The organism is Pseudomonas sp. EA_65y_Pfl1_P113 (genome assembly GCF_963970525.1).
GTDB lineage: Bacteria > Pseudomonadota > Gammaproteobacteria > Pseudomonadales > Pseudomonadaceae > Aquipseudomonas > Aquipseudomonas tritici.
The window spans coordinates 98,304-110,882 of record NZ_CAXAQM010000015.1; the positions used below are offsets into that span (position 1 = coordinate 98,304).

At 61.7% G+C, this 12,579-nt stretch carries 12 protein-coding genes; 8 read left to right on the forward strand and 4 right to left on the reverse strand.

All coding sequences use genetic code 11. The features are described 5' to 3' along the window. Positions 1-97: 97 nt before the first annotated feature. From pbpC to AACY52_RS15770, 6 genes are all read left to right on the forward strand, one after another. Entirely contained in the window at positions 98-2,410 is a 2,313-nt protein-coding gene (gene pbpC, locus AACY52_RS15745) for a peptidoglycan glycosyltransferase PbpC (protein ID WP_339529839.1), read from the forward strand. Between the two features lie 139 nt (positions 2,411-2,549). Continuing rightward, complete coding sequence (locus tag AACY52_RS15750; protein WP_010567659.1) at positions 2,550-2,858, forward strand: MazG-like family protein; 309 nt, start codon at positions 2,550-2,552, stop codon at positions 2,856-2,858. Beyond that, positions 2,851-3,600, forward strand: coding sequence for a methyltransferase (locus AACY52_RS15755; protein WP_339415772.1), 750 nt, complete (start codon positions 2,851-2,853; stop codon positions 3,598-3,600). The genes AACY52_RS15750 and AACY52_RS15755 overlap by 8 nt, the downstream gene beginning before the upstream one ends. 24 nt (positions 3,601-3,624) lie before the next feature. Continuing rightward, positions 3,625-4,227, forward strand: coding sequence for a DUF4136 domain-containing protein (locus tag AACY52_RS15760; protein WP_339560603.1), 603 nt, complete (start codon positions 3,625-3,627; stop codon positions 4,225-4,227). A 45-nt stretch (positions 4,228-4,272) separates the two neighbouring features. Further along, the gene (locus AACY52_RS15765; protein ID WP_339415773.1) at positions 4,273-4,830 is read left to right on the forward strand and encodes a DUF4136 domain-containing protein; all 558 of its coding nucleotides are present in this window, start codon (positions 4,273-4,275) and stop codon (positions 4,828-4,830) included. Positions 4,831-5,025: 195 nt separating this feature from the next. Then, entirely contained in the window at positions 5,026-6,972 is a 1,947-nt protein-coding gene (locus AACY52_RS15770) for a TadG family pilus assembly protein (RefSeq protein ID WP_339506207.1), read from the forward strand. Here the strand turns inward: AACY52_RS15770 and AACY52_RS15775 are convergent. Together AACY52_RS15775 and AACY52_RS15780 are read right to left on the reverse strand one after the other, a co-directional pair. Then, positions 6,969-9,701, reverse strand: coding sequence for a PAS domain-containing protein (locus tag AACY52_RS15775; RefSeq protein ID WP_339427222.1), 2,733 nt, complete (start codon positions 9,699-9,701; stop codon positions 6,969-6,971). The two genes, AACY52_RS15770 and AACY52_RS15775, sit on opposite strands and share 4 nt — an antisense overlap. Beyond that, positions 9,698-10,141 carry a TadE/TadG family type IV pilus assembly protein gene (locus AACY52_RS15780; RefSeq protein ID WP_339415776.1) on the reverse strand — a complete coding sequence of 148 codons (444 nt, stop codon included), beginning with the start codon at positions 10,139-10,141 and terminating at the stop codon, positions 9,698-9,700. Before AACY52_RS15780 ends, AACY52_RS15775 begins: the two co-directional genes overlap by 4 nt. 72 nt (positions 10,142-10,213) lie before the next feature. Here AACY52_RS15780 and AACY52_RS15785 point away from each other — a divergent pair, with 72 nt between their 5' ends. Together AACY52_RS15785 and AACY52_RS15790 are read left to right on the forward strand one after the other, a co-directional pair. Continuing rightward, on the forward strand, positions 10,214-10,663 hold the full coding sequence (locus tag AACY52_RS15785) for a prepilin peptidase (RefSeq protein WP_339415777.1): 450 nt from the start codon (positions 10,214-10,216) through the stop codon (positions 10,661-10,663). 126 nt (positions 10,664-10,789) lie between these two features. Beyond that, entirely contained in the window at positions 10,790-11,578 is a 789-nt protein-coding gene (locus tag AACY52_RS15790) for a response regulator transcription factor (protein WP_339415778.1), read from the forward strand. A 4-nt stretch (positions 11,579-11,582) separates the two neighbouring features. Here the strand turns inward: AACY52_RS15790 and AACY52_RS15795 are convergent, their stop codons facing one another. Together AACY52_RS15795 and AACY52_RS15800 are read right to left on the reverse strand one after the other, a co-directional pair. Beyond that, on the reverse strand, positions 11,583-11,852 hold the full coding sequence (locus AACY52_RS15795; protein ID WP_339415779.1) for a DUF3613 domain-containing protein: 270 nt from the start codon (positions 11,850-11,852) through the stop codon (positions 11,583-11,585). A gap of 10 nt (positions 11,853-11,862) precedes the next feature. Further along, positions 11,863-12,573 (reverse strand): tetratricopeptide repeat protein, encoded by a 711-nt coding sequence (locus AACY52_RS15800; RefSeq protein WP_339560604.1) that lies wholly within the window; start codon positions 12,571-12,573, stop codon positions 11,863-11,865. Positions 12,574-12,579 lie beyond the last annotated feature (6 nt).

Here is a 12,579-nt window from a genome sequence, read left to right on the forward strand (position 1 = left end):
GTTATTGCGACTGGCTAGTTCCCTACAAGCATAGAGGTTTGCCCGGTTGAATTTGCGATTAAGTTGCGTCATTTGCGGGTGTACGCTCCCACATTTACTGCGCTGGGCTCTGGGGGCAGTGGTGTTGGTGGTGGTGTTGTTGTGGGGAGCGGATCGGGTTTGGCCGTTGCCGTTGCCTCAGGATGATTTGGCGCGGGTGGTGTTGGCTGAGGATGGCACGCCGTTGTGGCGGTTTGCCGATGCGAATGGGGTGTGGCGCTATCCAGTGCAAACCAGCGAAGTGTCGCCGTATTACCTGGATGCGTTGCTCACCTATGAAGACCGTTGGTTCTATCAGCATCCTGGCGTAAACCCACTGGCGCTGGTGCGGGCGACGTGGCAGAACCTGACCGGGGCGCGTGTGGTGTCGGGGGGCAGTACGTTGTCGATGCAGGTGGCGCGGTTGTTGGATCCGCATTCGCGTACCTTCCACGGCAAGTTGCGCCAGTTGTGGCGCACGGCGCAGTTGGAATGGCACCTGTCCAAGGAGGAGATCCTCAACCTCTACCTGAACCGCGCACCGTTTGGCGGAACATTGCAGGGCGTGGCGGCGGCCAGTTGGGCGTATCTGGGCAAGTCTCCATCACAATTGACCCATGCCGAAGCCGCCTTGCTCGCGGTTTTGCCCCAGGCACCCAGCCGTTTGCGCCCGGACCGTCACCCGCAGCGTGCCCAGGAAGCGCGCGACAAAGTGCTGCGTCGTCTTGCCGAGTTCAAGGTGTGGCCGCAAGCCGCCGTCGATGAAACCCTGCAGGAACCGCTGCTGCTCGCCCCGCGGCTGGAGCCGAGCTTGGCGCCCCTGCTCGCGCGCCGCCTGAACCGCCCCGACAGCCCGCCGCTGATCCGCACCACCCTGGATGCCACCCTGCAACGCCGCCTCGAAGACCTGCTGTTGGGTTGGCGTGCACGCTTGCCGGAGCACACCTCCGCCGCGATCCTGGTGGTGGAGGAAGAAACCATGGCGGTACGCGCCTACCTCGGCTCGGTGGACATCAATGATGCCAAGCGTTTTGGCCATGTGGACATGATCCGCGCACTGCGTTCGCCGGGCTCCACCTTGAAACCCTTTCTCTACGGCATGGCCCTTGATGACGGGCTGATTCACTCTGAGTCCCTGCTGCAGGACGTGCCGCGGCGTTACGGGGATTACCGGCCGGGCAACTTCTCCCTGGGTTTTACCGGCGCAGTGCCGGCGAGTACGGCGTTGTCCAGTTCGCTCAACCTGCCAGCGGTACAGTTGCTGGAAGCCTATGGGCCGAAGCGGTTCGCCGCCGAGATGCGTATTGGCGGCGTGCCTTTGGCGTTGCCGGCGTTGGCCGAGCCGAACCTGGCCTTGATCCTGGGCGGCGCAGGCAGCCGTCTGGAAGATCTGGTGAGCGGCTATAGCGCCTTCGCCCGGAACGGCAGGAGTGCAACTATTCGATTACAGCCGGATGATACGCTTAGGGAGCGACCATTACTGTCGCCAGGGTCCGCCTGGATTGTGCGGCGCATCCTCAGCGGCCAGGCGCGTCCCGACCGCGACCCGCGGGCCGAACTGGTGCAGCGCCCGATGCTGGCCTGGAAGACCGGCACCAGCTACGGCTTTCGTGATGCCTGGGCGATTGGGGTGGGGCCGCGTTACTTGATCGGCGTGTGGATCGGCCGCCCGGACGGCACACCGGTGCCGGGCCAGTTCGGGCTGGCCTCGGCGGCGCCGTTGATGTTGCAGGTGCACGACGTACTGAGCAACCGCGACAGCCAGCGCGGCATCAGCGCGCCGGTCAAACCTGTGCCTGCCAATGTCGGCGTGGCAGCGATCTGTTGGCCACTAGGCCAGCCCATGAGCCGCAGCGACCCCAATTGCCGTCGCCAGCGCTTCGCCTGGACGCTGGACAACACCACGCCGCCGACCTTGCAGGCACTGGACCAACCGTTGAGCGTGGGCCTGATGGAAAGCGTATGGGTCAATGCCAAAGGCTCGCGGGTCGACGCCCATTGCCCGGGGGCAGAGCCGAAAAACATCGCCCTGTGGCCTGCGCCCTTGGAACCCTGGCTGCCAAGGGCCGAACGCCGCGAAGCACGCATCCCGCCCGCTGACTCCGATTGCCCGCCACCGGCGCTGGCCGCGTCTTCACCGCTGTCGATCGTTGGCGTACGCGAGGGCGACCAGCTGCGTCTGCCCGCCGCCAGCCAGCAAACCTTGCGCCTGAAAATCTCCGCCCTCGGCGGCAGTGGTCGGCGCTGGTGGTTCCTCAACGGCGCGCCACTGGGCGACAGCGCCAACCAGGACTTCATCAACGCCAGCTTCGAACACCTGGGCCGTTACCAACTCAGCGTCCTCGACGAAGCCGGCCAAACCGCCCGCCTAGGATTCAGCGTCATCGACTAGAGCCTCATTGCAGCCCAGGCATCTACACCTCTAGAGCGGGCCCTCTGCGTAGCAGCTGTCGAGCCTCCTCAACCCCCCACAGATTCACTTGCCTTAACCGCCAATCCCCCCGAAGCTACCCATCTTCAGGAGCCCCCGCATGAACCTCGAACACCTCACCGAACGCCTGCACCGCATTCGCGATACAAATAATTGGAAACAGTTCCACAGCCCAAAAAACCTGGCCATGGCCGCCAGCGTAGAAATGGCTGAACTGGTGGAAATCTTCCAATGGCTGAGCGAAGACCAATCGCGCCAGCTCCCGGCTGAGAAACTCGCCCACGCCGGCCAGGAAGTCGGCGATATTGTGCTGTACCTGCTGTTGCTGTGCAGCGAACTGGGCCTGGACATGAACGAGGTGGTGCGCGCCAAATTGGCCGACAGCGAACGGCGGTTTGCCCATGAGTGATCGTCATTTCGACCAACTGGCCACGCGCTTTGCCGAAAAAATCTACGGCGGTGCCAAAGGCGCGATTCGCCTGGCGGTGCTCCAGGCCGACCTCACCGAAGCCCTGCCCAAACGCCCCTTGCGCGTTCTGGATATCGGCGCAGGCCTGGGCCACATGTCGCTGTGGCTGGCGGAGCAAGGCCATCAGGTCACCCTGGCCGAACCTGCCGAACCGATGCTCGCCGGCGCCCGCCAACGTTTTGCCGACGCCGGGCAGACCGCGACCTTTATTCATGCGCCCTGGCAAGACCTGCTCGGCCAACTCACCGAACCCTACGACCTGGTGCTGTGCCACGCCGTGTTGGAATGGCTGGCCGAACCTCATGCGATCCTGCCGGTGCTGCATCAGCTCACGCTGCCTGGCGGCTGGTTGTCGTTGGCGTTCTACAACCGCGATGCGCTGATTTACCGCAACCTGCTCAAAGGCCACTTCCGCAAAATGCGCAAGAACGACATGGCCGGCGAAAAGCAGAGCCTCACCCCGCAGCAGCCGCTCGACCCGCGTGAATTGGCGGCGCAACTCGAAGGCCTTTGGCAGGTCGAAAGCCAAAGTGGCGTTCGCGTATTCCACGACTATATGCCGGTGGAATTCCAGGCCCGCGCGGATTTGCAGGGCCTTTTGGAGATGGAACTCGCTCACCGTCGTCACCCAAGCTTTGCCGGACTTGGGCGTTATTTGCACTGGGTCTGCCGTCCGGTTTAAACGGCCCAGTCTGCGGAGGTCGAAATGCGTCGTCTCTGTTTGATCCTGTTATCTCTCGGCTTGGGTGCGTGTTCGAGCCCCAACCCTTATGTCTCCGCTTCGGCGCCGATTCCACCGGCGCCGCCGCAGGCAGCCAATACCTTTGATGCCAGCGCCTATCCCGCGCCCGTGCGCGACTACGGCGCCTACCGCAACTGGGCGTGGCGCAATGGCCAGCTCCCGGCGGGCACGGCCTGGGCGGATTCGGCGCAAATTGCCGAAGCGGTCAGCGGCGCGCTTGACCAGCGCGGTCTGCGTCCCTTGCACGACAACCGCCCGGCAGACCTGCTGGTGAGAGCCGATGTGCGCCAGGAAAAGCGCCTCAAGCAGGTCCAGGATGATTATGGCTACGGTTACGGCGGCTACAACCGCTATGGCAATGGCTATGGCATGTACAACTCGGTGCCGATCGTACGCACCTATGAAGTCCAGGTCGTGGTGGTGCGCGTCAATCTATTCGATGCCCGCACGGGGCAGCCGGTGTGGAGTGCCAGCGCGGAAACGGGCAGCCAGGGCAGCCTCAGTGAACGGGGAGATGCCTTGCGCCAGGCGGTGCAAAAGGCAATGACGGCGTATCCTCCCAGTTAACAGCTATTCTCATCCTGAGCGCGGGTCGCTTTTTGGAGAAAACCCATGTTTTGTCGTATCGCTATGCTCGCTGTTGTCATGTTGCTGGGCGGTTGCCAGACCAGCCAAGTCAACCACGATTTTGACGCCAGCCGTGATTTTGGCGCCTACCGCAGTTGGGCCTGGAAAGACCCGGCCTTGCAATATCGCCCGGATGACCCGCGCATCAAGAGCGACCTCACCGAACAACGCATCCGTCAGGCGGTGGGCGAACAACTCGACCAACGCGGCCTGCGCTCAGCGGCACCGGGCAGCAAGGCCGACTTGAACGTACAGGCCTACCTGATCGTCGAAGACCGCCAGCAACAAGTCACCACCAACTATGGCGGCGCATGGGGCGGCCCATGGAACGGCTATTGGGGCGCGCCGATGTACAATGAAACCCGCAACATCACCTACAAAGTCGCCACCCTCCAGATCGACCTGCTCGACGGCAAAGACGGCAAACTGGTCTGGCGCGGCAGCGACGAGCAAATGATGGCCAACTCGCCCAGCCCGCAGGACCGCAACAACGCCATCCGCACCACGATCACCCGAATCCTCTCCAGCTACCCACCCCACTAAAACCACCGCTGAACCCTGTGGGAGCTGGCTTGCCTGCGATAGCATCACCTCGGGGCATCTGAAAAACCGAGGTGCCTGCATCGCGGGCAAGCCCGGCTCCCACACAAGCCAGCCCCCACATTGATTTGTGGAGACTGGCCAGCCCTTGTCTACACTCAATACCAACTAAGGAGAGTAAGCGCTAAGGAGTGCCTGATGTCTCCCCGACTTGGTTCCCGTCAGCGTGGTGCGATTGGCCTGATGGCTGCGGGCACCCTCGCAGTGGCCCTGGTGTTCATGCTGCTCGCGGTAGACAGCGGCCGCCTCCACCTGGAAAAGCGCAAATTGCAATCCATCGCCGACACCTCGGCCGTGGAGGCCGCCAGCCGTGGTGGCCTGTGCACGCCCACCACCAGCGCCAATGACTACGCCAAGGAAAACGCCACGCGCAACGGCTTCACCGTGGTCGCCGGCGACAACAGCCGTGGCCTGGCCGTGACCTGCGGCACATTGACCACCAATGCCAGCAATATCCGCGTATTCACCGCAGACGCCACCAAAAACGATGCCGTGCGTGTGGTGGCCACGCGTAGCGTGATGACCAGCATTGCCGGCGGGATCTGGAGCATGTTCAGCGGCGGGCCAATGTCCACCCAGATGATCTTGAGTGCCACCGCCGTTGCTGCATATGCGCCACCGGTGGCGCAGCTGACGATTCGCAGCAGCCTAGGAACGGTCGATGCCAGTAAATCTCCTATATTGAACATGGTCATCGGCAATCTTTTGGGCGGCAACCTGTCCCTGACGGCGGCGGCCTGGAACGGCTTTTTGACGACGAACGTTAATCTGCTCAGCTACTTGGATCAGTTGGCGATTGAATTGAATGTCAAGGCAGGTGACTACGATGCATTGCTCAACACCGCTGTGTCCGCCAGCCAGTTGATCGAAGCCGCGGTAAAGGTGCTGCAAAAAAATGGCTCGGTGGCCACGGCGATCATTAACGACGTGATTTCAGTGAAAGCAATCGCGCCCAACACACAGCTGTTGAAGGTCGGAGACCTGCTGAAGGTCGCCACTGGAACACCGGCCGCTGCCTTGAATACCAGCCTGCAGTTGTTTCAACTGCTTGAGACTGTGGCGCAACTGTCCAATAGCAAGAGCGCGGTGAGTGCCGCAACGCAGGTGAATATTCCACTGGTGGGCAATGTCTCGATCCAGACCAAAGTCATCAAGCCGCCGCAACTGTCGGCGATTGGCAATCCCGCAAAGGCCAAGGCCGGACTCCTGAATAACCCGCAGACAGATCAGATTTTTGTACGAACCGCCCAAGTGCGCACTTTGGTCACCATTGATGCGCCGGTAATCAAGATGGTTTCTGGGGTTTCACCGATTCTGACCGGGCTTGCGACGCCAGTGTCAAAGGTGGTCGGCGGTTTGTTGAACCTGAACCTTGTTGATACGGTGGCCGGTGTCGTGTGCTTATTGGGGTGCAATCTCACTGACGTGGATATCACCCAGCCCTTGAGCATCTATATCGAGGCGGCCAGTGCGCAAAGCCATGTAACCGACTTCAGTTGCGCCACACCGGCCACTAAGTCTTTGACGGTGCAGGCCACCACCACACTCGCTACCCTGGGCGTTGGTTATGTGGATCCGGTGGCGGCATTTTCATCGTCTGCGCCTGTCAACGTGCAGCCAGTGAGGCTGATCGACTTTGGCCAGCGCTTTTGCCTGCTGACACTGGTTTGCGGTCCGCGCACAGCAGGCGTCGGCGGCGGCTTGAATCTGAGAGCGTTGTCCACGGTGGGCGCGCAGACTAATACGTTGCTGTTTTCTCCGGTGAATGACATCAACGCGGCGACGATCTATAAAAGCCCACCTGGCACCGCCAATATCGTCAGTAGCCTGGGGGCTACGTTGAACGGTCTAGAGGTCACCTACGTACCGCCCAGCGGCAGCACACCCGGTGCGGCGAACGGCACTGTCACAAGTGCTATGGCTACCATCATCAGTTCGGTGATCACGCTTGTAAAAAGCGTCCTGACTCCGATACTCGACCCCATCGTCAACACGCTGCTCTTAGCCCTAGGGATCAGCCTCGGCAACGCCGAAGTCGGCGCCAACCTCAGTTGCCACATGGGTCGCGCCTACCTGGTGATCTAACTGATCGGCAACTCCACACAAAACCGCGCACCGTGCTCCCCCTTGGCAACGCTCAACCGTCCGCCCATGTTGTCCACAATCCCGTAGCTCACCGACAACCCCAACCCCGTGCCCACGCCAATCGGCTTGGTGGTAAAGAACGGCTCGAAAATCCGCTCCAGCAACCGAGGGTCAATGCCACCCGCGTTGTCTTCCACCCAGATCCGCGCATGCCGACTGTCGTGCTCGCAATGCACTGCGATCCAGGGGCGGAACGCCGGGTCCTTGTCCTGTTTGCTCAACAGCGCATCACGGGCATTGACCACCAGGTTGATCAGCACCTGCTCAAGCTGGTCGACGTAACCTTTGACCTGCACCGCAGCGTCCGCTGGCGTGACGCGCACCTCCACACCTTTGCCGCGCAAGCCTTCGCCGAGCAGTGACAGCGTGCCTTCTACCGCCTGTGACGGGTCGAAGGGCTGTTGTTCGATTTCCGAGCGGCGGCCAAACACGCGCATATGGTCCACCACCCGCGCCGCGCGCTGCACCTGGGTGTCGATGCGCTGGAGCTTGTCAGTGAGGTAGTCGATTTGAGCATCACCAGTGCTTAGCCGCTTGAGCACATTGACGATCGCCATGCGCATCACGTTAAGCGGCTGGTTGATCTCATGGGCCAGGCCCGTGGCCATTTCGCCAAGGGTGGCCATTTTTGCGCTTTGGGTCAGTTGCTGCTGGGAGCGGCGCACTTCGGTGTTGTCGCGGCCCACCGCTTGCACTTCCACCAGCGTGCCCTGTTCATCGAACACGCCACGGTCTGACCATACCCACCAGGCGTGTTCGCGGCCGGGCAATTCCAGGCTGATTTCGGCGGTGCTGACCGGAAATTCCGCGCTCAATTGGCCGATACGTTGCACAAAGGCCTGGTGTTGTTCTTCCGACAGCCAGTTACCCAAGTTCTGCCCCGGCAGCTGTGCGGGCAGGCATTCCAGGTAATTGGCCAGCGGCGTGTTGCCAAAGGTCAGGGTCAGGTCCGGGCGGTAGCGGCAGATCATTGCCGGGGAGTCTTCGACGAGAATGCGGTAGCGCTCTTCGCTTTGTTTGATCTGCTCGGCAGCCTGGGTTGTCTCGGTGACGTCCAGCCACAGCCCGACGGCTTCCAGCGGCAATCCAAGGTCATCGCGCAGTAATTTGGCCTCATCCAGCAGCCAATGGTATTGGCCTTGTTTGTCGCGCAGGCGGTAGCGGCTGCGCACGGCGCCTTCGCGCAACAGTTGGCGGGTGCGTTCGAAGTACAAATCGCGGTCTTCGGGGTGAATCAGCGATGCCAGGCTGTCGTGGTTACACTCGGCCAACGTCCAGCCCAGCAGGGGCAGCAGGCTATCGCTGAAGAACGCAGGGTGCAGGGCGCCGCTGACATAGCGCTGCACATAGATCACTGCTGGTGAACTGGCGATGAGGTTGTCCAGGCGCGCATGGGCGGCGGCGGCTTGCAGTTGTTGGTTCTTGATGTCGCTGATGTCGAGCATGAAGCCGACCCAGCGGCGGTCATCGCCCATGCCCAGCACCTGGCCCTGTACGCGGTACCAGAGGGGGTTGTGCTCGGCGTCGGTGCGTTGCAGGCGTACGGTGGTCAGCAGCGGTTTGCCCAGGGCTTGCAGATCGTGCAGGCGGCTGTTGAGTTCCTGGCGGTCGGCGGGGTGGATCAGTTCCAGCCACAGGCCCAGCGGTTGGCGGGTGGGACCGTCTTCCGGGCTGAGGCTGTGCAGCAACTGCGGGGCGAGCTGGATTTCTTGGGTAGCCGGCAGCAGCTCCCACCAGCCGGTGCCGAGCAGGCCTTGCAGGGCTTCCATGCGGTCGAGCTGTTGATGATAGCGTTGCTCGCGCAAGCGGCTCAGCAGTGGGGCGGCGAGGGCGGCGGTGAGGTTCAGCCAGTCCTGTTCGCGGGTGTGTTGCTGGCCGTTGTAGAGGCCGCAGAGTAACCATGCGGCGACGCCCTGGCTGTCACGGTAGGGCACCAAAAATCCATCGGCGTTGCCGAAAATGCTCTGCAGGCGCAGGTTGTCGCTGCGCTCTTGGGCCAGGCTCAACGGCGTGTTGCCACTCACACTGTCGAGGCTGGTGCCCAGGTGTTGGCCGGTCCGCCACAAGGCGGGGGCATCGTGGGCGGCGTAGTGGCTGTAGATCCGCCAGCCCTGGTCTTCTTCATCGAGCAACGCCAGCGCGAGGCAGGGCATGCGCCAGCGCTGCGCCACGCTTCGCAGGTGCTCGTTGAACACCTCGGGCAGTCGGGCCAGGCTGCACACCCGCAACTGGCCGCTCATCTGGCAGGTCAGTTGATGGTTCTGCTCACGGTGTTGGGCCAGTTGCGAGCCAGCCAGCAAGTCGCTGACGTCCAGCAGGCGCAGGCTCCAGCCGTCACCCTCGGCTTCGATCCAGCCGCGGGTGTGCAAGACCTGGCCGGTAGCACCCTGGAAGTCCAGGTCCAGGTCCAGGCTCTGGCGCTGCCAGTCGGCCGGGCGACCTTCAATGCTCAAGGTGCTGCTGGCGCACAACAGTTCACGCAATAGCGGCCGGGTTTCGCCCACGCCATGCGACGCGAGCTGCGGGCGCAGCGTGCCGCTGATGCTCAATACGTGGCCCTGGTGATCCAGTTGCAGGTGCAACCCTGGCGTGGGTGCGCCGGGCGTGTCGAGGGGCGTTGCGCTGGTGCGGCCGAGCAGGCGCCCGAAGAGGCTATCCCCCGAGGTCAAAACTGCAGACTCGAAATGGCTGTCAGGTTGGCCGGCAGATTCGGCACGGTGCCTATGCCCGGCACTACCAACGCCGGAAACACTGAATAGAGGCGGCTGGTGGGGTATTTAATCGTCACAGTCAGCGTAGTGCCGTTGTAGGCGGCGGTGATTAAATCGTCGGTAAATTGGAAGCTGGGTGGAATCCAGTCCAACTGCAGGATCGCCTTGGTTTTGGCGCGATCAATCAGCTCGGTGCCATAGGCAGTGCCCGCAGCGACCGGGTCCACCGCCATCGCCTGGCGTACGGCCTCCGCTGCCGCCTGGTTGAACGACTGCATCAACAACAGAGGCAGGCTATAGCTGATCAATCCATAGAACACCGCAAAAAAGATCCCGAAGACCAGCGCGAACTCAATCGCCGCCGCACCTTTTTGCTTTCTAGGGAGGCTTGTTTTCATGACTGCGTCTACCCTGACGGCTACTACTTGATATGAGCATAGAATCATTCAGCAAAAAGGGATGTTTTTTACGTGATCCATGGCGTGGTGATACTGCTCTGGTTGGGGCTCTGTGCGTGGCAGGACATGCGTCAACGGCAAATCGCCAACGGCTTGACCCTGGGGGCGGCGCTGCTGGCGCTGTTCTACCTGTCATGGACGGGCACCACCTGGCTCGGAGCGCCCGCCGGCGAAGGTGGCGGGGCCTTTGCCGTGGCGCTGCTGCTGACCTTGCCCGGCTATGCGCTGGGCCGCTTTGGCGCGGGTGATGTGAAGCTGCTGGCCGCCCTGGCGCTGGCCAGTACGCTGGACTATTTATTGTGGTCTTTAATCGGCGCAGCGCTGTTCCAAAGTGGCTGGGTGATTGTGCGTCAAAGGCTTAGCGCGCCTCTTCTAATCGCGGCTGCGGGAGCGTCAACAAAACAGCCTTTTGCGCCCTTTGTATTGACTGGGTTTGGGCTATATTGGTTTTGGATCGATTAGGCTGACGAGGCCTCTGTCACTGTGTACAGAGTCAGAAAGTAGGTCTACGTTTATTAACTGGATGTGTAGGATTTTTTGTCAAAAGGGATAGCTCAATCTTTTGGCTTTCCGGGCATGGAGTGGCGTGTGAACAAGCTTACCTCGGCGGTGAAAGTGCTCGTTGTCGACGATCAGCCGATGATCGTGGAAGAACTCTGCGAATTTCTTGAAGGCAGTGGTTACCGCTGCGTCCCTTGTGAATCCAGTCGGCATGCGTTGCAACGCTTCGGCGAGGATGCCGACATTGGCTTGGTCCTGTGCGATCTGCATATACCGGACATGGATGGCATCGAGCTGGTGCAGGCCATGCAGAAGGTGGCGGGCAAGCAGCGGGCGTTCGAAGCGATCATGCTGACCGGGCGTGCCGACAAGCAGGACGTGATCAAGGCCCTGCGCGCAGGGATCTCGGATTACTACCAGAAGCCGATCAATCTCGATGAGTTGCTCGAAGGCCTGCAACGCCAGGAAGCGGCGTTGGAAGAACGGCAAAAAGAGCTGCAACTGGGGCACTTGAACCAGAAGCTGCAATACCTCTCCGAATCCATCAATGACCTGTACCAGGACCTCGATAAAGTGCGCCGCAGCCCAAGTCCCGGCTTGGTGGACGATGGCGAGCTGGTCGCCGAAGAGGCTGGGCCCGTGGAGATTCCGACCATTTTCAACCAGCTGTCGCCGCGCCAGCTTGACGTTGCACGTCTGGTGGGCAAGGGCCAGGCCAACTACCAGATTGCCTGTGAGCTGGGGATCACCGAGAACACCGTCAAGCTGTACGTGTCCCAGGTGCTTCGCCTCACCCACATGCGCAACCGCACCCAGCTGGCGTTGGCCTTGTCACCGAATAACTCCGCGATTCGCCAACGGTTCACCGCCCACTAGGGTGTCACTGGCTCTTCCCGCCTTGGGCAGACCCTCCCGACTCCGATTCAAAGAACTCCGGAATCGGATGCTTATTACTGTCCAGCCAGCGCTGCAAGGCTTGCTCCCGTTCTGCGGGAGTGGTCCTTTGCGGCGTCGCCGAAGCAGCCCGACCATTGACCTGCAAGGCCAGCCAGTTTTCCGTCTCCGCTTGTTGCGGGGACGACGGGCCGGGTTCGAGGGCCAGTGCGCTCAGCGGTAGCATCGCCAGGCCAATAAGGTAATGTGCTTTCATCAATCACTCCTTACTTTAGGGTCACCGGCAGGGCATCGCTCACCGCCGCTACTTTGCGCGTCGCCGCGCGGGAGCCCTTGAGTTTTTCCGCGCGTGCCTGGGCAACGGTGACTTGCTCGGGGGTCAGGCCCAACTGGCTGACCACTTTCGCCGCTTGACCCCAGTCGTCCTGATAGATCAACAGCGTCACCAGGTTGACGGCAGCCAAGGGATTGCCCTGCTTGACCTCGATGGCGGTCATGAATTCAAAGCGGGCGTCTTCCAGGCGCAATTGGTTGAGGTACACCACGCCCAGGTCATTGCGGATTTTTTCGTCCGTGGGCGCCAGCCGCGCCGCTCGCTGCATATGCGCCATCGCCTGGTCGTTGTCGCCCTTGGCCGCCGCCAATTGCCCCAAACCGTGTTCGCCTTCAGCGGTCATGCAGGTGCCGAGCAGGCTGCGGTAGAACGGCTCGGCCTCGCTGCGCCCCAGCAAGCGGTAAGCGCGTGCCTTGCGCTGGCGCACCTGGGGCAAGGACTCGGGCAGGTTTTGCAGGTTGGCGAGGCTGGCGTGCAGCTTGCCTTCGTTGGCCAGGTCGTCCGACAGGTTGAGCGCCAATCCCTGGTCTGAACTCGGCTTGGCGCAACTGCCGGACGAGATCAACGCGGCCCAGGGTGATTGGCCGTTGGTGGCGCAGCCGCCGAGCATTAGCAGGGCCACGCCGGCAATCAGTACTTTCATCAACGT